This window comes from Cohnella phaseoli (assembly GCF_003386235.1).
Taxonomy (GTDB): Bacteria; Bacillota; Bacilli; order Paenibacillales; family Paenibacillaceae; genus Cohnella; species Cohnella phaseoli.
The window spans coordinates 160,593-181,861 of sequence record NZ_QRDZ01000015.1; the positions used below are offsets into that span (position 1 = coordinate 160,593).

At 54.3% G+C, this 21,269-nt stretch carries 17 protein-coding genes; all 17 read left to right on the forward strand.

Translation table 11 applies throughout. The annotated features are described in order from the left end of the window. The first annotated feature begins 35 nt into the window (after positions 1-35). The 17 genes from DFP98_RS19430 to DFP98_RS19510 all read left to right on the forward strand — a co-directional run bounded on the left by DFP98_RS19430 (position 36) and on the right by DFP98_RS19510 (position 21,268). A complete protein-coding gene (locus DFP98_RS19430; RefSeq protein ID WP_116062259.1) occupies positions 36-761 on the forward strand; it encodes a sugar phosphate nucleotidyltransferase in 726 nt (241 codons plus the stop codon). Then, the gene (locus DFP98_RS19435; RefSeq protein ID WP_116062260.1) at positions 758-1,861 is read left to right on the forward strand and encodes a high mobility group family protein; all 1,104 of its coding nucleotides are present in this window, start codon (positions 758-760) and stop codon (positions 1,859-1,861) included. Before DFP98_RS19430 ends, DFP98_RS19435 begins: the two co-directional genes overlap by 4 nt. Before the next feature lie 18 nt (positions 1,862-1,879). Continuing rightward, complete coding sequence (locus DFP98_RS19440) at positions 1,880-3,262, forward strand: glycosyltransferase family 2 protein (protein ID WP_116062261.1); 1,383 nt, start codon at positions 1,880-1,882, stop codon at positions 3,260-3,262. A 235-nt stretch (positions 3,263-3,497) separates the two neighbouring features. Continuing rightward, positions 3,498-3,788, forward strand: coding sequence for a nucleoside-diphosphate sugar epimerase (locus DFP98_RS19445; RefSeq protein ID WP_116062262.1), 291 nt, complete (start codon positions 3,498-3,500; stop codon positions 3,786-3,788). Between the two features lie 29 nt (positions 3,789-3,817). Next, positions 3,818-4,153 (forward strand): alpha-helical endospore appendage domain-containing protein, encoded by a 336-nt coding sequence (locus tag DFP98_RS19450; RefSeq protein ID WP_116062263.1) that lies wholly within the window; start codon positions 3,818-3,820, stop codon positions 4,151-4,153. Then, on the forward strand, positions 4,150-4,452 hold the full coding sequence (locus DFP98_RS19455; RefSeq protein WP_116062264.1) for a hypothetical protein: 303 nt from the start codon (positions 4,150-4,152) through the stop codon (positions 4,450-4,452). Before DFP98_RS19450 ends, DFP98_RS19455 begins: the two co-directional genes overlap by 4 nt. Beyond that, positions 4,449-4,769: a FliH/SctL family protein gene (locus tag DFP98_RS19460; protein ID WP_116062265.1), complete on the forward strand. Its 321-nt coding sequence runs from the start codon at positions 4,449-4,451 to the stop codon at positions 4,767-4,769. Before DFP98_RS19455 ends, DFP98_RS19460 begins: the two co-directional genes overlap by 4 nt. A gap of 201 nt (positions 4,770-4,970) precedes the next feature. Next, entirely contained in the window at positions 4,971-5,696 is a 726-nt protein-coding gene (locus tag DFP98_RS19465) for an S-layer homology domain-containing protein (RefSeq protein ID WP_116062266.1), read from the forward strand. Further along, entirely contained in the window at positions 5,693-6,808 is a 1,116-nt protein-coding gene (locus DFP98_RS19470) for an S-layer homology domain-containing protein (protein WP_116062267.1), read from the forward strand. Before DFP98_RS19465 ends, DFP98_RS19470 begins: the two co-directional genes overlap by 4 nt. Before the next feature lie 851 nt (positions 6,809-7,659). Next, positions 7,660-13,290 (forward strand): PKD domain-containing protein, encoded by a 5,631-nt coding sequence (locus tag DFP98_RS19475; RefSeq protein ID WP_147310240.1) that lies wholly within the window; start codon positions 7,660-7,662, stop codon positions 13,288-13,290. Between the two features lie 148 nt (positions 13,291-13,438). Then, entirely contained in the window at positions 13,439-14,539 is a 1,101-nt protein-coding gene (locus tag DFP98_RS19480) for a CgeB family protein (RefSeq protein ID WP_246016595.1), read from the forward strand. Between the two features lie 52 nt (positions 14,540-14,591). Continuing rightward, on the forward strand, positions 14,592-15,707 hold the full coding sequence (locus DFP98_RS19485; RefSeq protein ID WP_246016602.1) for a CgeB family protein: 1,116 nt from the start codon (positions 14,592-14,594) through the stop codon (positions 15,705-15,707). A 176-nt stretch (positions 15,708-15,883) separates the two neighbouring features. Beyond that, the gene (locus tag DFP98_RS19490) at positions 15,884-17,401 is read left to right on the forward strand and encodes a glycosyltransferase family 4 protein (protein ID WP_116062269.1); all 1,518 of its coding nucleotides are present in this window, start codon (positions 15,884-15,886) and stop codon (positions 17,399-17,401) included. 4 nt (positions 17,402-17,405) lie between these two features. Next, positions 17,406-18,497, forward strand: coding sequence for a non-hydrolyzing UDP-N-acetylglucosamine 2-epimerase (gene wecB / locus DFP98_RS19495; protein ID WP_116062270.1), 1,092 nt, complete (start codon positions 17,406-17,408; stop codon positions 18,495-18,497). Further along, positions 18,490-19,473, forward strand: a complete 984-nt coding sequence (locus DFP98_RS19500) for a polysaccharide biosynthesis protein (protein WP_116062271.1) — start codon at positions 18,490-18,492, stop codon at positions 19,471-19,473. The genes wecB and DFP98_RS19500 overlap by 8 nt, the downstream gene beginning before the upstream one ends. Then, a complete protein-coding gene (locus DFP98_RS19505; RefSeq protein WP_116062272.1) occupies positions 19,470-20,330 on the forward strand; it encodes a dTDP-4-dehydrorhamnose reductase family protein in 861 nt (286 codons plus the stop codon). The genes DFP98_RS19500 and DFP98_RS19505 overlap by 4 nt, the downstream gene beginning before the upstream one ends. Beyond that, positions 20,312-21,268, forward strand: a complete 957-nt coding sequence (locus DFP98_RS19510; protein ID WP_246016596.1) for an NAD-dependent epimerase/dehydratase family protein — start codon at positions 20,312-20,314, stop codon at positions 21,266-21,268. Before DFP98_RS19505 ends, DFP98_RS19510 begins: the two co-directional genes overlap by 19 nt. The last annotated feature ends 1 nt before the right edge of the window (position 21,269 follow it).

The window sequence follows — 21,269 nt, forward strand, 5'->3', positions numbered from 1 at the left end:
CTTTCCAGGCTCATTAACATGAGGAGGTATCGCTGTTGAAGGCTGTCATATTGGCGGGCGGCACGGGAACTCGTCTGAAGCCGCTCACCTATTGGACGAATAAGCATCTGCTCCCTATCGGAACGTACCCGATGATCTGCCACGGCGTTACTAAGCTCAGAGAGGCCGGTATTCGAGATATCGTGCTTGTGACCAATCGGGGCTCTCTCGGCAGCTTTGCGGACATTTTGGGTAGCGGGAAGGATTGGGGCGTATCGATCGTGTACAGGGTCCAGGAGGAGGCCGGAGGGATCGCGCAGGCTTTGGAGCTTGCCCGTCCGGTGATGAAGGGAAAGGATAAATTCGTCGTGCTGCTAGGAGACAATTTGTTTGAGGAAAGTCTGAAGCCTTATTGCGAGCAATATGCCAAACAATCCGAAGGAGCCATGGTGCTGCTGAAAAAAGTAGCCGATCCGCACAGATACGGAGTCCCGCTGCTGGATGAGAAGAGCGGACGGATTGTGACGATCGAGGAAAAGCCGGAGCAGCCGAAGTCGGATTATTGCGTGACCGGCCTTTATTTTTACGATACGCAAGTGTTCGAAATGATTGACGGAGTTAAGCCCTCCCGCAGGGGAGAACTGGAAATCACAGACGTCAACAATGCTTACGCCTTATCCGGCAAGTTGACCTATCGCGAATTGACCGGCTGGTGGACGGATGCGGGTACGTTCGAGTCTTTGGAAGAAGCGGGAAGGAGATTGAAGGGGGCGATCACATGATGCAGTCAAGCTTGCGCAAGCCGGCGGTCGCCTCTGCCGCTCCCAGAGTGGAGAAACCGCAATCTCCGGCCAAGACAAGCGCCAAGCCAAAGCCCGCTAAACCAGTCGCCAGAGCGAAGCAGGGGAAGCTCCCGCTGAAGAAAAAAGTGCGTAAGCTTGCCCTGGGGAAAGGGAAAGCCCACTCGCGCCGAAGACGGGTCGGCAGCAAACGCAGAACTCCCATCGTGTCCAAACCTCAGCTTGAGCAAGGGGACGAATCGTTCCGGGAGCGGCAGCGCAGCTACGAGCAAGGATATCAGGAAGGGTTGATCGAGGGCGGGGAGCGCATGCTGGAGGAGCACTTGCCGCCGGATATGATTATCCCGGATATCACGGCAAGGGAGGCCGTCTCCGCCGGAGTCGAATCGCTAAAAAAAAGAGGCATTCCTTTGCTGAACAGCGCTACGGTCTACGACGAATTGGCAGCGGCTCTTAACGAGAGGCGATCCTACGCCTTCATTCGTCTGGGAGACGGAGAATTGCTGACATTGGCCCAAGAGAAGGTACTTTCTCTTGAGGAGGTCCGGCGCGAAGGAGATTTTCTTCCCTATGCGGGCGTAACGATCCCGAACCTGGCGGCTCGCGATGAGCTGGCGGAATGCATTAAGGTGGCTACGTTAATCGGGGTGCCGATGTCTCGTCATCCCCATTTTCAGCCACTTCTGTTCGCCACTCTTCGCGCCCATGGCATCGATTATAGACAGCTTCGCTTTACGACATCCACGATGAACTATTTGATGGAGGAGCAGGGGCTGCTGCTCCGGTTGTTCCAAGGACGCAAACTATTGATCATCGGGAATGTGGCGCTGCAGCTCCGGGAGGCGCTGCTTGAGAAGGGAATGGAAGTGGTCGGGGCGGTTACTCCGGTTAACGGCTACGCGGACGTTCCCAGAGTTGTGGCTGAAGCGATGCAATACGACTACGACATCGCTCTGGTAGCCGCGGGAATAGCGGCGATTCCGATAACGGTTCATTTGGCCGGAATGGGGGGCAAGGTGACGTTCGATTTCGGTCATCTGGCCGATCGAATGGCCGGTCTTGCTCAGCCTGAAAGGCAATAGGAGCATGGAGGCGAGAAAATGGCTGCGACAAAGACAAGGGTCAAGCGGGCAAAACGGCGCAGGTTTTCCCGCACCGGATCAAGGGCGGTCGGCGGACGGCTCCGCCGGCAGCGCGAAGCCCGGCAAACCCGCTACCAAGAGGGATTCGGGGACGGCTACCGCGAGGGCGTACAGTCCGGCTTGCAAAGCTACCCGATTTTATTCGAAGGAACGAGCATCGTTATTCCCACCTATAATCAATTAAACATGATTAGAATGTGCATTGAGAGCATTTTCGACAATACGGATCTGCCTTATGAAATTATTGTCGTAGATAATGCGTCGACCGACGGGACGGCGGATTACTTGCGGAATTTGGGCGGGCAGGTTCGGTTCCGGGCGTTGGACAAAAATCTCGGTTTTGCCGGAGCGATCAACATCGGGATGATGATGGCGAAAGGCAGTACGATCGTGCTGCTGAATAACGATACGCTGGTAACGGAAAATTGGCTCGATAACTTAATGGCGTGCCTCAACAGCGATGAAACGATAGGGATGGTCGGCCCTATGACGAACTATATCAGCGGCCAGCAGAAGATCGACGTTCCTTATACGGATATAGCCGATATGCCCGCTTTCGCCAGAGAATACAACCGTTCGGATCCGTCCCGGTGGCTCAGAACCGATCGACTGACGGGGTTCTGTTTGCTGTTTAGGCGCGAGCTGTTCGAAGGGATCGGCTATTTCGACGAAGGCTTTGAGATCGGCAATTTCGAAGATGACGATTACAATATTCGCGTTCGATTGTCGGGAAAAAGTCTGGTCATGGCCCAGGACACGTTTATTCATCATTTCGGCAGCGTCAGCATGAAGGCGCTGGGAGACAGGTTCCAGGAAGTCAACGATCGCAATCAGCAATATTTCATGGATAAATGGCACGACCCTTACGAATGGATCCAGCAAGTTCGCAGACAGCCTGTTTGGACTCAGGGGGCCGCGCATCATTCGGGCGCTTTTTACCCCGAAAGAATTGTGGTGCAAGGCGTTGGCGCGAACTACTACTGGGTGGAAAAGGGGCAGAGACGGCTTGTGGAGGGCTCGATTACTTTTCCCGCCGTTAGACTGTCGCAGATCGATCTGAAGCGCTGGCCGCTGGGCGATCCGATCCCCGTTCAGGAAGTGGAAGCGCGATGGCGCGGTTTGGACGGAGCTTCCGGCTGGGAATCCGGCGTCGCGCAGTTGGAGGATGGAACGCTGTTTTATGCGGAGAACGGCAAAGCCCGGAAAATCGTCAGCGCTTCAGTGATGAGATACTGGCAACTGCATCTCAAACCGTCGCGAACGATCACATTGGTCCAATTGTCGGAAGCGGAGGAAGGGCTGCCGATTATTGCCCCTCCCATGCTTAAGCAAGTGCTGTAAGGGGGACGGACGAGAATGCCCGGTGCCCCGCACGATGCGAATCGGCCAGGCTTATTGTCTGCTGTCTTTATGGGCGGACGATGGGCCTTTTTGGCGTTTCGCGGGGCGCAGAGGCGCGCCAATGTAGGCTTTTGCTCCTGTGGCAAGCGCTGATTGGCGGCATATGCTGTAGAGAACTGGACGTATGCGGCTGGTTGCGCGAGAATGCATTTTGCCTAGGGAGGGTATGGCTGTCATGCAGGAATTGTTGACTGAAATCGTCGTCCACCTCTCCAGATCCCATCAGCAAATGGCCAGAATATTGGATGCCAAAAGGCACGTAGCCGTACGGATGGCCCATCTCGTCCAAGCGCTGCCGGATGAGCATCCTCAGTTGAACGGATTAAGCGGGTTGCTGGATAGCTCGTCCAACGTAACGAAGAACGTAATTTCTTATTTGAACAGTCTTGCGGATTTGCAGGAAGCCGTCGCCGATAGTCTGACCAACGTCGTAAAGGCGATGGGAGATTCCAACGACGAGGAATAGCAGCGCGCGGTGAAAGGAGGGGAGATGAAATGAATCGGGAGGAAGCTTATCATCTCACGCTCGACGCCATTGCGAAGATGCAGTGGAACGTAGCCATGATTTTGGAGGCGAAAGCCGCGGAGGCCGAAAAGGTTCGCAATTGGCTCTGCACTCATATTACTAACGATACCTACGAAGCTCATAACGACCAACTATCGACCTGTATCCAGTGGAACGAACAGAACATCGAGGTGCTGGACGGATTAACGAAGCTGTGCAACGGGTTGAGCCGCAATATGAAAGCGATCCTTAACCCGGATACGGAGGAGTCCGAAGGCATGAACTCCATGTTCGGAGGCTACGACATGGGAGAGCGCGAGAGATGAATCGGTCGGATCGGGAGTGGGAAATCAAGCTTCAGCTCATGGGCGCGATCTCTAGAAGCCAGGAAGCATTAGCGAGAATACTGGAAAATGCAGCGGATGTGACGGAGCATGTCGGCGTCTCTCCTTCGACTCTACAGGAGCATGTGCGAGTGCTGAATGGAATGCAGGGGGCGCTGCTTAGAACGGTAACCGGACAAAGCTGGCGCCCGCCCGTCGCCGGAACGCCAGCCGCTCCTTGGTTATCCGAAGCGGTGAGGTGCAAGCAAGCTAGCTCAGAGACCGGGGGTGTTCCGAATTGAAAGGCAAATCGCGTTCCGCCCGCATTGGCGGAAGGAAGAAAGCCGTTGCTGGCAGAAGCGGCAAAAGGCCCTTACGCAGAGGGAAGATCAGATCGGGCAAAAGCAAGCTTCGTTCCCGTAAGGTGGTCGGCAGGCGCAGCGTTCGAAGGAATCCAGCGGGGAGAAGGCGCGTCGGAAGGGCTCGGAATGCCGGTACAGCAGGAGGAGGCTCCTCGTATCAAGCAGGCTTTAATCAAGCGTATAACGAGGGGTACAACGTCGGTTTTGCTAAAGGCTTCGAGGACGGTCACCAGTTAGGGTATGAGCAACAGGTCTAATCGGAACAAGCGCTGCGGGACGAAAACTGATAATTTGGCAAATTTCGCCTTGACAATATTGTAGTTCATGTAATAAATTAACTAAAAACAGTATATTTTACGCGAGGAAGCACCACGCCGACTAGGGGAGACATCCCTTTGTTTGCTGGTGCTTTTTTATCGCCATTTGGACGAATTTTCAATGGATAAGGGGGATCGGTGATGAGGAAAATGGGGGCTTTGTTCGTTGGGTTGAGCGTCGCTGCGTGCGGGGTATCGGGATTAGTCGGGGCTACCGCTGCAACTGCGGAGCCGTTGTTCAAGGATATCTCCAAGCGTCATTGGGCGCGGAGTCAGATCGAACGAGCCATATCTCAGGGATATGTGGAAGGCTACCCGGACGGGACTTTTAATGCCAAAGCCTCCGTTACTCGTGCGGAGTTTACGAAAATGCTCGTGGATGCGCTTCGTCTGCCGCATTCTCAGGGAGGGCTTCCCTGGTATCAGGGCTACATATCGTCCGCATTAGAGTTTGGGGTGCTGGACGAGACGGACTCGACGGATTACGGCAAGCCGATTAAGCGGATTGAGATGATCCGGATGCTTTCTCGGGCGTTGGCGCTTGAGGCTCCCTATCGGGAGTATCTGGAGACCTTCGGGTCGTTCAGAAAAGACGATATGCCTTTTGCCGATCGGCTGCAGTTTCAGAATCGGGACGTGCCTAGCATCGCGCTGGCTTACGGCTCGGGCGTTGTGAACGGCTACCCGGATCAGACGATGCAGATCCACCGCACCGCTACTCGATCGGAGACGGTCGTTATGATCGAGAGCTTTTTGGAGGTTAGAACTCTTGATCCGCTAACGCGGGAGCGACTGTTAACGTTCAGTTCTAACGGCAAAACATTTGCTGCAACGAAAATCGAAGCTTTGGAGGAGGAACAGGAATGAAAAAATTGATTGTTCTCGTATCCTTATTCTTGATTACATCTATTGTTTCAGTAGCTGCAGAAGGAGAGAAATCGGCGGGATTCAAAGATTTGCCGAACACGCATTGGGCGGCGGCTTCCGTCTACAAGGTTGCGGGGAAGGGCATTATCAACGGCAAACCCGGCAATCTCTTCGACCCGAACGCGAATGTCACCCGCGCCGAATTTATCAAGATGGTTGCGCTGGCAGCTGAAATGGAGATTCCCCAGCAGAGCGGAGGCAAATGGTTCGATCCTTATGTTTCCGTCGTTGCGAAAGAGAAGATTTACAATTCTTCCGATTTCAAAAGCTGGACCGAGCCGTCGACCAGGCTCGATATGGCGCGATTCATCGTCCGGGCGCTCGATCCCGAACTCCGCAACGCCAGTGACAAAGAGCTGATGTATGAAGCGACGAAGCGCGGCATCATTCGCGGATTGGACAAGGGCGAGCTTGGCGCGAACGAGAAATCGACCCGCGCGCAGGCCGCGGTCATAATCGACCGGATGCTGTCGGTGAAGGAAGGTAAGACGTTGGAAGCCGATAAGCGCGCTGCTTCCTATGCCGAGGTTGAAATGAGCGGCACGAATCTCCAGACGATGTGGGGGATGAAGGCGGTCCCTTTGCCGTTTAAGATCAACGCGGGAAGTAAGTTGAACGTCGAGATCGATCAAATGCTTGTTGTGGACTTAGGGGATAAGGAGGGGGCTTATCGGGAGTGGTTTCCGAAGGTTATGAAAGAGGATAAGTCAACAGCTACAGCAGATGATTATTTGATAGCACTTCATCTCAATATTGAGAATTCAATTAAGCAGGCAAGTTCTTCATGGAGTTTGCCATTCAAAATCTCTGCTTCAAAACCATATATTTTTGCGGGAATCGATCCAGAAGTTAAGGATCAATCCCCAATTAAATTCGTACCCACTATCAATACGAACAAAGTTCAGAAAGTGGACGGTTGGTATATGATGACCATCAAGAAAGAAGATGTTGAAAAACGTTCTAAAGTCGAATTCGGAAAGTTTGGCGTCGCATTCTACAATTACGTTACTAAAAATAAAATCTTTCTATCGGAGAAGGTTGATTCCCGATGAAAAAGAAATGGATGAGGCCACTATCGTTGCTCCTTTCGGTGGCTGTCCTTATCGGGGCGGTCACCTTTCCCGCTGAGCAGTCTTATGCCGCACAAAGCAAGACTTTTCAAGTGGATTTTGGCGGGAGTGTCGTGAACGGGAAGTCGCATCGCTCCGTGAAGGAAATTATCGGGCAGCAAGTTGACCTAAATGTTCCAGGGATGAAGGTCCATTCATGGGAGGTACAGGTCAACGGCGGGACACCCAAGAAAGAGTGGGGAAAGCTCAAGAACGGCGTTCTTGAACTGCCTAAAATAGAAGGTATTAAGCAGGATGTTATGAACCTTAATGATTATAATCCGGGGCATATCATTTACCGCGATTCAATGGGGAAAAAATGGCGGACCGGAAATGCCGACGGGCGCTTTGAATACACGCCGGAAACTTCCGGGTGTACAGGGACGCCTTCGGCTTGTCCAGGCTTAATCCCAGCTACGGGTTATAACATGGATAAAGGAAAAACAGGGCCGATTCCGTTTACCTTGCGGGATTCTAGTGGTAGAGCAGTGACGGACAAGAAAGACGTCCCTTCTCCTACATCCTACTATTTATCTCAGTCAGATATGGACGACTACCGAAAAAAAATTTTGAAAGAAGATGTGGAACGGACATCGATTCGCATTTCAAAAACCAAATCAACGCCTGAAACTCCGGGAGTCGTTATCATTGCTGCGGGTAAGGGGGAAGAGTCTGGTCTAGGTTATTTACAAGTTGGTAAGTTATTAACAATTCAAAACAGCGCGGAAGGCTTCGATTATACACTAATGGATCCCAGCGGTATGACCGGACATGCAGAAGGACGTAATTACCACATGAGGGTTAATGCCTACTGGGAAGCCATCACCTACGAATACGACGTAACCGTAAAAGTAAGTTATCTCGATCCGGGCGGGCTGAACGCCGCGTTAACGGCCACGGCTACGCCGGGAGCCATTGACAAAGGGAAGACGGCTACGGTGACTGTGCGGGCCGATGCTAGCGGATCGGTGACGAGCGGAACGAAGATCGACAGCTATCGGTTCTGGCTCAGCAAGACGCCGTTTAATCCGGCAGACGAGGGCAAGGAGGGGACGACCGGGACCAGCACCGGCAGCGCATCGAATTATTCACAGGCATTTCCGAACACCGCGCCCGGCACAACTTTCTATGCGAAGGTGAAGATTTATGACAGCAGCTTGGGCGCCAGCGATTACGCCTATGCCGAGGTCAAAGTCGTGGAGTCGGTCGCAAATGCTTGCGTCATCACCGGCGATTTCGAAATTTTGCCGTCTCAAAACTTGAAGTATCGCGATACCTTCACCTTGAAGCCTCGAAACATTCAAGTTACGGGCGGTAAATACTTGTATCACGAATATCTGTTTGAGACCAATGGCGAGAGATGGGTGAGCCCCAAATATAATAGCCCGACAATCGAAACGTCTTTTCCGGTATCGAAATATCCGCCCGTCCTCAGTGTCGGCTCGAACAGCATTTCAATCCGGATTACGGCGGATTGCGGCAACTCCGGCTGGCAAGGCCCGAAAAACCTGGAATTGCAAAGCCCGACAGACAACCGTCCACCTATATTCTCCGTCGGATTTTTCAAAGAGTCCAATCGAACGGGAACGATACCGGATCACCAAGTCGTCATCAATCGTCCGGTCAACTTGAGAATTATCTACAATAATATGACAAATCCTCCGGAGCCTTACGATCCGGACGGAGATCCGATCACCTATACGTTCTTGTTCGGCAGCAGTTCGAGTTCCTGGATTCGAAGCTTACCCGATGAATATGGGTTATGGGAGCACGATGAGGCGCACTACATGCTGAAGGCGACGGAGCTGGGGTCGCATTCCATAACGGTTATCGCGCGAGATTCGTTCGGGGCCGAGTCAAGGCGAACCGCTTCGATTATGGTCATACCGGAAAATCCGATTCCAGTCATTACCGGGCCGACGAAGGTAAAAGAAATGCGCCCGCTGCCGTCACCGTTTAGTGGCGAGAAAAGCTACAGCCCGATAGGTCGCTCGATTGCCGAGTACATTTGGGAAAACAAGAAGGACGTCTATACGACCCCCGGAATAGAGACGATTCGCCTGGAAGTGGTGGATAGTGCGGGGTTGAGGTCGGAATACGCGGCTTCGCATCAACTGACGGTTGTGCCCGATGATCCTCCGATCGGGTTGTTAGAGGTGCCTCCGCTAGGGATTCGCCCAAGCGATTTCAATATTTTTAACAAGTCCCGTAGCCCGGATGGCGACAAGATTGTCAGCATTGAGTACCGCTACAAATACGATGCCAACAACGACGGCCTATTTAACGAACCGTGGCTGCCGATGCCGGGCGGGGATTTGACCAAAGTTGTTTTAAGGCCGCAGAAGGTCGGCAAATTTCTGCTTGATGCGAAGGTGTGCGAGGACTGGGGAAAATGCGCCTGGGCATCCGATACGCAGCCCGAAAACTTGCGGACCATAGACGTCGTGAATCTTGCTCCGAGCGTTTCCTTCCTGATGGAGGGAGAGAACGAGATTCCGAAGCCGCCCGAAGAAAACGGTATTCCGGTTTCGCAGATTTTGGAATGGGATCTCTATGACACGAACACGACTCAAAAAATCGTGAATAGCCCGTTCATGTGGCAGAAAGATGGGAAGTCGCTGCTGGCTGGATTGGGAAGAGGAATGGAAACGCAGTCCAGAACGTCCGGATCGGTCGGATTTGGCGGGGGGTGGGACGCGCAATCGGGATTTTCGGCGATTAGCGACAACGGTTTAGGTCCGAACGGGCTGTCCGCTTATCGTTCCATCGCAGCGCGAGACGGAAGGTCGCAACCTTTGCTCGTCCCAGTTAAAAGCAGCGGCTGGTCCTCAACGACTTATACGACAGGAGAAGACTACTCGTCGCTGTTGCCGGCAAATTTTGTTTCAAAAATCAGATCCAACAAAACTAACATTTACTTTGACTATAATCGTCATATTTTTGCACTAAACAAAAATAAAATCCCTTCCTATCGTAAGGATTATGTTATGACTTGCGGCGGCTCAACGGACATGAGTCAATGTGATGGTTATAACTGGGAGCAGAACATAATGCACTTTTGGGATGGCCCGAATCCGTATGAATTTATTCTGAATCTGGATAATCTGCCGGCAAATCGATACTCGGTTCCCTACTTTTCCGAGAGTGACAAACAGAGGGATAGCAGCTGGGGGACTAAGGCGCAAAACGGGGATTTTTCAGGCGCATCAGGTTCGGCCGTCAATACGGAAAAACCAATCTTTTATGAAATTACCGGAAGCAGAATCTATGTCGTCTATCTTCGGATGACCTATGCATACTACTACCGGAATGATGAAGGTTCTAGAACGGATTTCGGCGGCAACTGGGATTTGGACGTACATGTCTATGATGGCTTCACTGGGGAGTTTATCGGCAGCTCCTACGAGAAGGGCGAAAGAATACCGTCTAGATCGGGTTTTACCGGTATCGGTTATTCAGATATTCTTGGCGACGATTTGATCCTGACGGCTCAAACAGGTCGGGTGCTGAGATACAATCGGCAAGGTCGCAATATTATGGATAAAACGATTTTCTTACCGACGACAGTCGAGCGGATCGAGAGGAAAGGCCGGGCCTGGAACGGCGCAATCTACACCGAGGAAGCTGCCGACTTTACCTGTTCATGGAGCTATGGCGCAAACCAATTCAAGGATGATGAAGGCAATAAATATGCGTATGTCATGAATACGTGTAGTCGTACGGTAAACGGCTCTAATGTGATCATCGACCCAGAGTTAAATCCGGAATCATCTGCAGGCTATTATCTTGTACAAATGAAGCCAGATTTTACGTACGGCATCAAAGCCAGACTGAAGGGGACTTATTTTGCTAACGGTTGGCCCGGTCCTTACGAGCTCAACTTGGAGACGAGCGCGGTTTTAGCGATCAATAATGTCACCAAGCAAGCGATAACGAGGACGGCTTCGGCTGTACAAGGATCAATGGGCACCAATTATTTCACGCAGCTGGTTGACTTAACGACAGGGGAAGTAAGCCCTTGGACCAGGGGAATGCCTACATCGTCTCCGCAGCGGTTCACCAACCCTTTCCATATTGCCTATACTGGCGAGTATAAGAGCGGTTGGCTATCACAAACCGTTGATGGCGTCGAATCAAGACCAAGCAGTTGGGCAGGCTTCGAGTATTACAAGCGGGCGTATAATCCGATTGTCACCGTTAACGCCGCGAGATACATGAGATACGGGGAATATATGGGCGACGGAGTCTATCTCTCTATGTGGGACACCGATTATCAGATGAGTATGGCCGGCGGAGGGCCGGCAGCTTCCGCGCATATCTTTCTGGACGTGGGAACGCCAACCGCTACATCTCTGTATAAAGGATTCCGGCTAGGGCAGTTCGTGTCTCCGGATGCTTATGAAAATGCGGAATATTTATTCTCCATGAAGATGGACGTTCCGACAGAGGATCAATCGCTGGCCGGCTTCTCGTTCCGGATGACCAATCCGAAATATCGGTATGCACTTGAGACGGAGGGCACGAAGCTGCTTTTATCCAAGTACGTCAACGGTACGCGCACGGTGCTGGACAGCATTGCTTATCCCTTCCAGTCGAGAACGTCTTACAGTTTCAAAATTGTAACGCAGAATGACAAAATCGAAGTTTTCCTGGATGGCGTTCCGTATTTCGAGGTCACGGACGGCACGTATCAATCCGGTAAGTTCGGCCCGTTCTCGGACAAGTCCTATGTTACGTTCACCGGGATAGAACAGAAGGATCTCAGCAATCCGGACGTCGAATGGATGGCCAGCTACGCTATTTGGGATGAAGGAAAAGCTACCGCCACGGTTCGATACAGCAACATCACGTATACGGACCCGGAGGATGATCCGACAGCGCAGAATAATCTGTGGTCGATTACGCATACGCCAAAGTTTTTGAATAATCAGGGACTATCGGCTTTGGACGGCCAGACGCTGACAAGCCCGGCTCTCGAATTCGATAAGGTCGGCAACTACCGCGTAACGCTGAAAGCTCAGGACGATCCGCACCCGAAATATTTGTATCCGGATATGACGTTCGGAAGCTATCGGAAGTGGTCGAACGAGTTCTGGCAGATTATTACGGTGCATCGCAGGCCGGTAGCCAAGTTTACAGTGTCGGTCGATCCACACGATCACACCGTGAAATGGAACGATCAGAGCTACGATCCCGACCGATGGCTCAGCCCGATGAACTACAGCACGGAGAACACCGGCATTGACTACAAAGAAACGCGCGGGGTTCTGGAGTGGCGTTATTATTACATCACGCCAGATGACCACCTCGTCAATCAGAAGCTGGTTACGCCGCAAATGAAAGGCCGCTATCGCGTCGGGATGCAGGTCAAGGACGAATACAGCGCATGGAGCTACTGGGCGGAGCAAACGATCGACATCGATACGCCGGTACTGCCGGACGAACCGCCGATACCTGGATTTACGATAACGCCTTCTTCGCACTATGTGAACGAGCCGTTCTCGATTACATCGCAAGCTTGGGATAAGGAGGATGGTCCGGCTGTGAATCTGAAGCATGCTTACTATGTACGCAACGTAACCGATAACGGCATGGAGACAATTCGTTCGATCGATCGCGGGACTTGGACGACACAGTTCAATTCGCTGGGGGTCATCGAGATCCGACAGGTCGTCACCGACTCTAAGGGGCAGTCTGCACAAGCGATACAGCGGGTGACCGTCATCAACCGCAAACCGGTTGCGGATTTCGATTGGCTGCCGAAGCCGGCCTACGAAGGGGATACGATTGCGCTGCTGGACCGCTCCTCCGATCCCGACGGCGATGCGCTATCCTATGTGTGGAAAATCATCGCTCCAGACGGCTTTAGCCTGACAGGATTTATGAAAGAGATGACGATTCCCGCAGAGCTGACGAATAGCAGAACGGGCGTATATACGGTAACCCTTAATGTCACGGATAAACACGGAGCGAAGGATGCAATCACCAAGCAGATTCCGGTGCTGCCGCTGACGATTGCGGGACAAGTCGCGCATACGCCTGAATGGGAGCAGAACCGTTTGCTCTGGAATGCCAAATATCCTAGCAGATCAAGAGAGAGCCATGTGTTCTGGGCTGGAGAGGCTTTTGTCCTGTCCGCGACGGTGACCGATACCGGCAGCTCAGCTACGAAGGCGGTGTCCGTCATGGCGCAGGCGACGCCCGATTTGGCTAAAGGCTTGACGGAATCGCCGCCCGGCTCCGTCCGCTGGACGGCTCTGCTGCGCGAAGCCGATACGTCCATCCGGTTCGTGGACATTCCGGACGGCAGCTATTCGTTCGTCTTTACGGTCGTATACAGCAACGGAGTGGTCAAAACATCCGTCGTACCGATCGAAATCCGCGGCATCGTCGACCAGTACGTTCAAGTTCACCGCGTACAATAGCTTAAACCGGATTGCAAGACGGCAAAAGCCCGTTTTCTCGTTCATCGCGAGAGAACGGGCTTTTTTTGCCCGCCTATTTGTCCTATGGACGGGTAAGTATCCAAGATCAACCCAACGGGGGCGCATATATTGATTGCGGGTGATGAGGATGCGGAGTTCATCTCGAATAAAAAATTACAATCGCGGCCGAATGGACGGCTATGCGAAGGGCAAGCTCGACGGTTGGAGGCTGGGCGTCTGTAGAGGGATCGACGAAACTATACGGCACGAATCGCTCCCGCCCAGCCGTGCGCGCATCCTCTATGTTCCGCAGGGCTTTGAAGCGATCGATCACGGGGTGATTGCCGCATTGCAAAGCGAAGTCGCCGAGGTGACCGTCGTTTCCGCGACGGAGATGCGGCTGCAGGCGGAACGTTGTCGGCCGGATGCGGTGCTTGTCATGAACGGGCTGCATGTGTTTCCGCCCGACCATCTGGAGCAGATCGACGCGATTCGCGCCATGGGAATCAGAACGGCGATCTGGTTCGTGGACGATCCGTACGTAACCGACACGACGGTGAAGGTCGCGCCGCATTACGATTATGTATTTACGCACGAGAGATCCTGTCTGGCTTTATACCTTGCGCAAGGCTGCAATCAGGTACATCATCTTCCGCTCTCCGCTTATGCCGACTGGTTTAAGCCCATGGCGGTCCCCCCGGAATACCGGTCGGACATTTGCTTTATCGGAATGGCCTTCTGGAACCGCGTCGAGCTGTTCGATGCGATCGCTCCCTATTTGAAAGACAAGAAAGTGCTAATCGGCGGCAAGCTCTGGGAGCGAATGAACAGCTTCTCCCAGCTGTCTCAATTCGTCAAGGACGGTTGGATCGAAGTGCCGGAAACGGTCAAGTACTACAACGGCGCCAAAATCGTCATCAATCTTCACCGCACGACGGAGGCGGGCAAAGACAATTTGAACGGCATTAACTGGCCGGCGGAATCGATCAACCCCCGTACGTTTGAAATGGCCTCGTGCGGCGTTATGCAGCTTACCGACGTCAGACAAGAGCTGCCCGAGCATTTTGCCGTAGGCTCGGAAATCGGGATTTTCCGCGATGCGAATCATCTCGTTCAACAGCTGGAGCACTACTTGACGAATGAGGAAGAACGGCAATGGGTCGCTGCTAGAGGCTATAGACGAGTGAAAAAGGATCATACGTTCCGCGATCGGATCCGGAGGCTGATCGGGACGATCGGACTTGCGTAGGCCTGGATGGATTGCAATCGGAAAAGACAAGGAGGGATGAGACTTGGCTAAGGTGAAGAGACGTCCCGCTGACCGTCCCCGCGCTGCGGCGTACCACAGAGGCTGGGCGGACGGATTGGCTTCGGGCAAAGCCGACGGGCACTGGCAGGGGCTGTGCGAATACATCGTACGGACAGCGACGCCCGTTCCGGTAAAGCGTCCCATTCATGTGCTATACGTCACTTCCGGCAAAGGCTTTCCCTATTCTCCGCTTGACGACGGCATTATTGCGACATTAAAGGAGATTGCCGCCAAAGTAACCGTAGCCGTTCCGCATGAGGATATCGCGGCTATCGCCGCAAGAGAGCGGCCGGACCTGCTGCTTGTGCTGGACGGTATGCATCTGGGGCTGGAGAAGGTTTGTGCGGTTAACGGGCTGGGCGTTCGCACGGCGATCTGGTTTACGGACGATCCTTACTACACGGACATTACGAGCGGAATCGCCCCCAACTACTATCATGTTTTTACGCTTGAACGCAACTGCGTTCCCTTTTACACGGAAAGAGGCTGCCCTCGTGTCTCCTACTTGCCGCTTGGCGTGCATCACAGTGCATACCGTCCGCGGAACACCGATCGCGCGATGCGCGGAGAAGTGTGCTTTATCGGTACGGCGTATTGGAACCGGGTCGCGATGTTTAATCAGCTTATGCCGTTAATCGCGCATAGGCGCTTGTACATTTCCGGAATGTGGTGGGATCGGCTCGCCGATTACGGACGCTGGAAGCATTTCATCGATCTGGGCAACTGGATGGGACCGCAGCCGACCTCGGAAAGGTATAACGCTCATAAGATCGTCATCAATTCGCACAGAGCCCACGACGACGATACGTTTAACCAGAACAGCGCGATGATTACGGCGTTGTCGCCGAATCCGCGCACGTTCGAAATTTCGGCATCGGCGACGCTGCAGCTTACCGATTGCCGCGAGGATATCGCCCAGCATTACGTGCCCGGCGTAGAGATCGTAACCTACGATTCTCCGGAAGACTTGGCGGCCAAAGCCGAATATTATCTGGAGCACGAGGAAGAACGGAAGGAAATCGCCCTGAAAGGTCTCTATCGAACGCTTAAGGATCATACGTACGTCTCCCGGCTGAGTCAATTGATAGATTTGACGATGAATGGTTAAGCGCCGCGCCGCGAATGCCGTTCGCCCCATACATTGTACAACTCAACTAATGAAGGCTCTGAATTCGATGTCGAGTCTGCTTCCTGTTAGGCTTCGCGATCAAAAGCGGACTTTGTGAACTACCTTTAGAAGGAGGTGACGGACATACCCGTGAGCATGAACAGGTATGCGGAATCGTGAACGGAGCAAAGCCGAAGCTGATGATCTTCTCGCATATTTGCAGCCCGATTTTCGTCACGGGAGCGGAGAAGCTGCTGTTGCTGTTCACCCGCGAGATGGTCCGTCGTTTTCAGTGCGTGATGGTCGTTCCGCAAATTGGAGCGATTGCAGAGAAGGCCAGGGAGCTGGGCGTCAAAATCGTCGTTCAGGATATCCCTCTATGTATTTCTTTATATACTGCAGCTCCTACCATTCATGAAGAGATCGCTGCAATGCAGCGATCTCCGGCATGGGGGAGAATTCATGCCATGCTGGCGGAGGAACGCCCTGACTTTGTGCTGGTCAACACAAGCGTTCACCCGCTGCCTGCGCTTGCAGCCAAAGCGATGGGAATTCCGACGATCTGGGTGCTGATGGAAACAGTGATGGACCGGCCGTCCAAGCATATGTCCGTCGGGCTTATCGTGTCCAACAGCGATATCGTCGCAGGCATTTCCCATTCGACGCTTCAGCCGATTCGCGATTTGGCGCCGCAGGCGCGAACGTTTATGCTGCCGCCTTATCTCATTAGGGAGGAACTGCTTCCCGGAAGCTGGCCGTATCACCGGATGAGGCTTCGCCAGCAGCACGGCTGGGGCGAGCACCACCGCGTGGCGGGCTTTATGGCTGCGACGATCTATGCAAACAAAGGGCTGGAGCAGTTTGTGAACGCGATGCTGCCGATTGCAGCGTCGGACGGTTGGGCGAGATTTCTCATTTTGGGCAAATCCGCAGATGACGCCTACTACCGTCATTGCCAGAAGCTGGTCTGGGATTCCGGTTACTCGGACAGATTCCTGTTCCTGCCGTTCGCGGACCAGATTCAACATGCGTATCCCGTCATGGATGTCATCGTCGTGCCCAGCCTGATCGCCGAAGGCTTCGGAATGACCGCGCTGGAAGGACTGATGTTCGGCAAGGGCGTTGTCGCTTCCGCCTCCGGCGGTCTGACGGAAATCATGAACGCGACGGGAAACGAGGAATATCTTGTACCGCCCGGCGACGTAGGGAAGCTAACCGAGCGCGTGAATGGACTGCTAAGCAATGGAACGCTGCTGCGCGCCGTCGGAGAACGCAACATGCAAACGGCGCAGCAGGTGTTCGGAGTCGAAGCGTTCCGGGAGCGGCTGGCGGAGCTGGTCGCTCAGCTGCCGCAGACCCCGGTGCTTATTCGCGGTTCTTTATGGCGGGGGAGCGCGCCTACCGTTTTTCTCATCGAGAATGGCATGAAGCGGCCGTTCGCTTCCGAAGCGGCATTCCTGCAAAGAGGATTCCGGTTTGAGGATGTGACGGAGGTGCCGGACGAGGATTTGCAGAGGCTTCCCGCCGGACCGACGCTGTTCGAACAGAAACGGAGAGCTTCCGGCAGGAGAAAAGTACGCAGGGGCAAAGGGCGGGGAATGAGGCGGAGGCATAGACGTAGCTCGGGCAGGCGGAGCGTCCGTTCGGGCAGAAGGAAGCGGTCGGGCTCCAAAGCCCGCCGCAGAAGAAGGTGAACCGATGCGTATCGTGACCATATTGGGAACTCGTCCGGAAATTATTCGTCTTAGCGTGCTGATCGGCAAGCTGGACCGCTTGGCGGAGCGCCACGTGCTCGTTCATACGGGGCAAAATTTTACTTCCAGCTTAAGCGGAGTTTTTTTCGAGCAGATGGGACTGCGGGCGCCCGATCTGTTGCTAGATGCCCGGAAACAAACGGTTGGCGGGCAGTTGGCGTCGATGTTCGGCGCCGTAGAGGAGCTGCTTAGGAAGGAGCGTCCCGACCGGGTGCTCGTGCTCGGCGATACGAACAGCGCCTTGTGCGCGCTTGTCGCAGAGAGAATGGGCATCCCGGTCGTTCACATGGAGGCGGGCAATCGCTGCTTCGACCTGAACGTACCGGAGGAAAAAAACCGGAGGGTCATCGATGCAGTTTCCACCTACAACCTTCCCTACACCGAGAACAGCAAAACGAATTTACTGCGCGAAGGTTTTCCGATCAACCGTATTTTTCGCTCGGGCAATCCGATTTACGAAGTGCTGCGCCATTACGGCGAGCAGATTGACGCCAGTCCCATACTGGGACGGCTCGGACTGACCGCCGGGCAATATCTAATCGCGACCATCCATCGGGCGGAAAACGTGGATTCTCCGGAGGCGTTGCGCGGAATTATGCAGGGCTTGAGCTTGACGGCCGAGGATTACGGACTGCCTGTCGTATGCAGCCTGCATCCGCGAACGCAATCCAGATTGTCGGAGGAGCTGCGCAATTCCATTCATCCGCTCGTCACTTTTCATGAGCCGTTCGGTTTTTTCGATTTTGTTCATTTGGAGAAAAACGCGCTGCTCGCTCTTACGGACAGCGGGACCGTTCAAGAGGAATGCTGCATTTTCGGCGTACCGACCGTAACGGTTCGTCAGACAACCGAGCGTCCGGAGACGATCGATTGCGGCAGCAACGTCGTGGCTGGCCTGCAGCCCGACGCGATCCGCAATGCGGCTCGGGTGATGCTTCATCTGCGAGATTCCTGGCAATGTCCCGAAGGTTATTTGGATCCGAACGTCTCGGATAAAGTGGCGAAATTTGTGCTTGGAGGGAAAAGGGATGTTTAAAGATCGACGTATCCTGGTTACCGGGGGAACCGGTTCCTGGGGGTACGAATTGATAAGGCAACTGCTGCCGATGGACCCGGCGGAGGTGATCGTGTTCTCCCGCAACGAGTCGAGTCAGGTGGCGATGAGCCGGGCGTTCGAGGACCCGCGATTGACGTTTCGGATCGGCGACGTTCGCGACCGGGAGGCACTGTCGAAGGCATGCAAGGGCGTAGATATTTTGTTCCATCTTGCCGCTCTTAAGCATGTGCCGGTATGCGAGGATCAGCCGTACGAGGCGCTGAAAACGAACGTTATCGGCACGCAGAATGTAATTGAAGCGGCAATCGAGAACAAGATTGAGCGAGTCATCAATATTTCTACAGACAAGGCGGCCAATCCGTCGAACTTCTACGGAATGACGAAAGCGATCGGGGAGAAGCTGATCGTTTACGCCAATCTGCTGGACAGCGAGACGAAATTCGTCTGCGTCCGCGGCGGCAATGTGCTGGGCACGAACGGTAGCGTCGTTCACCTGTTTATGAATCAAATCAAGCATAAGCAGCAGATCGGCTTGACGGATCGCCAAATGACAAGGTTTTTCATGACGCTGGAGGATGCGATCCGGCTGCTGTTCAAGGCGACGGCGCAGAGCATCGGCGGGGAAATTTTCGTGATGACGATGCCGACATGCCGTATCGTCGATCTGGCGGAGGTGCTGATGGACGCCCTTGGCAGGAAGGTGGAGATGGTCGAAACCGGCATTCGGCCCGGCGAGAAAATCCATGAAATTTTGCTGACCGAATACGAGAGTTTGAATACGATCGTGTACGACGACCAGTATCTTGTTATTTTGCCGACGTTGGACATTCCCGGGCTGCGCGCGCATTACAAAGCGTACGATCCGGTCGATTTCGCAAGCTTCTCTTCCAGCCAGTCTCTGATGGATCGGCAGCAGATTCGGGCCATGCTGCAGCGAGGAGGTTTTCTTACGTGAAAATCCTGCTTCTGGGCGGATACGGAATGGCGGGTCATATGACCGCTTCCTATTTACGGACCAGGCCGGGCTGCGAGTTGACCGTTACGGTCAGGCCCGAGACGATCGCGAATCGAACCTTGAAGGCGCTGGAAGGCCTTCAGGTTCGGGAACTCGATGTCCGATCCTTCGAAGCGGTGCAGGAACTCGTCCATAAAATCGTCCCCGACGTGATCGTGAACGCCGTTGGCATTCTAAATCATCATGCCGAGGATCGGCCGCTCGACGCGTACAAGGTGAACGGGCTGCTGCCGCATTGGCTCCGTCATCTTGGCGACCGCTGCGGCGCAAGGTTGATCCATATCAGCTCGGATTGCGTCTTTTCGGGGGAGCGGGGCGGTTACGTAGAGACGGACGAACCGGACGGAACGACCGTCTACGCCAAAACCAAGGCGCTTGGGGAGATGCGCAGCGGCAAGCATGTCACCGTTCGCACCTCCATTATCGGACCGGACGATAAGCCTTCAGGCATCGGGCTAATGAAATGGTTTCTAGCATGCGAGGGAGAAGTAAGAGGTTATCGCAACGTGCTGTGGAACGGCGTCACTACGCTTGAGCTAGCCAAGGCGATCGAGTGGCTCATCAGGCGGCCGGAAATCGGCGGGCTTGTGCATTTGACCGCCCCGGAAACGGTGTCCAAGCATGAGTTGCTGCTGATGATGCAGGAGAAGTTCGACAAGCGGAACGTAACGGTCGTCCCCGTGGACGAACCGGTCATTGACCGTACGCTTACGGCGACAAGGGACGATTTCGATTACCGCCCGCCCCGCTACGCGGAAATGCTTGAGGAGCTACGCGGGTGGACGTCGTCGTTATGACGGCCCGCAGAATACTTATTACCGGGGCGGCGGGGTTTACGGGGCTTCATGCCTGCCGCAAGTTCGCTTCATCCGGCTGGGAGGTCGTCGCCGCGGTATCTCCCCGCGGGGCGCTTCCCGTCGTTCCGCAGGCCGCGTATACGGAGCGCTGCGAGCTGACGGACGGCGCTGCGGTAGCCGAGATGATGCGGAGACTGAAGCCGGATGCGGTGCTCCATTTGGCCGGACGCAACGCGGTCGATGTCTCTTGGAAGACGCCGTCGTCGTCGTTGGCCGCCAATCTGATGTCGACCGCTTATGTGCTGGACGGCGCGCGCGCGATTGACGGCTGTAGAGTGCTCGTGGCCGGGTCGATGCTGCAGGCGAGCGAAGCCGCCTTGTCCGAAGCCGCGCATCCTTACGGGTTTAGCAAAACGCTGCAAACGGCGGCCGCCAAGGCCTGGCATCGCTGGTACGGGCTGCCGGTCATGATCGTCGAGCCTTCCAATCTGATCGGACCCGGTAACAGCGGCGGTTTATGCGGCAAAATCGTCCGATGGGCGGTGGCCGCCGAACAGTCGGAGGGGGGCGCGCCTCCGTTTCGGCTGTCTTCGCTGGATGAGTCGAGGGATTTTATGGACGTCCGGGATGCGGTGGCCGCTTACGAACTGCTGCTCGGCGAAGGCGAGCCGGGAAGGAGCTATGCGATCGAGTCCGGACGCTTTCGAACGTTGGCCGAAGTCAAGAGCGTGTTTGATGAACTGGCGACGAAGAAGCTGCCATGGGAGCTTGGCGAAGGAGCTGCATTGCCGTCTCCTCGGCCGAGAGACTGTTCGGCGATCCGAGCGCTAGGTTGGAGCCCGAAGCGGACGTTCCGCCAATCGATCCTCGATGCTTTGGAGGGCGAACGGGAACGAAACCGCATGGAAAGGGGAGGGTCCCCATTTTCCGGTCCGTAAA

Excerpts from the sequence above, each read along its gene's own strand:
- DFP98_RS19435 (WP_116062260.1), top strand. The coding sequence starts at position 758 with ATGATGCAGTCAAGCTTGCGCAAGCCGGCGGTCGCCTCTGCCGCTCCC.
- DFP98_RS19440 (WP_116062261.1), top strand. The coding sequence starts at position 1,880 with ATGGCTGCGACAAAGACAAGGGTCAAGCGGGCAAAACGGCGCAGGTTT.
- DFP98_RS19445 (WP_116062262.1), top strand. The coding sequence starts at position 3,498 with ATGCAGGAATTGTTGACTGAAATCGTCGTCCACCTCTCCAGATCCCAT.
- DFP98_RS19450 (WP_116062263.1), top strand. The coding sequence starts at position 3,818 with ATGAATCGGGAGGAAGCTTATCATCTCACGCTCGACGCCATTGCGAAG.
- DFP98_RS19455 (WP_116062264.1), top strand. The coding sequence starts at position 4,150 with ATGAATCGGTCGGATCGGGAGTGGGAAATCAAGCTTCAGCTCATGGGC.
- DFP98_RS19465 (WP_116062266.1), top strand. The coding sequence starts at position 4,971 with ATGAGGAAAATGGGGGCTTTGTTCGTTGGGTTGAGCGTCGCTGCGTGC.
- DFP98_RS19470 (WP_116062267.1), top strand. The coding sequence starts at position 5,693 with ATGAAAAAATTGATTGTTCTCGTATCCTTATTCTTGATTACATCTATT.
- DFP98_RS19475 (WP_147310240.1), top strand. The coding sequence starts at position 7,660 with ATGAGGGTTAATGCCTACTGGGAAGCCATCACCTACGAATACGACGTA.
- DFP98_RS19480 (WP_246016595.1), top strand. The coding sequence starts at position 13,439 with ATGCGGAGTTCATCTCGAATAAAAAATTACAATCGCGGCCGAATGGAC.
- wecB (WP_116062270.1), top strand. The coding sequence starts at position 17,406 with ATGCGTATCGTGACCATATTGGGAACTCGTCCGGAAATTATTCGTCTT.
- DFP98_RS19500 (WP_116062271.1), top strand. The coding sequence starts at position 18,490 with ATGTTTAAAGATCGACGTATCCTGGTTACCGGGGGAACCGGTTCCTGG.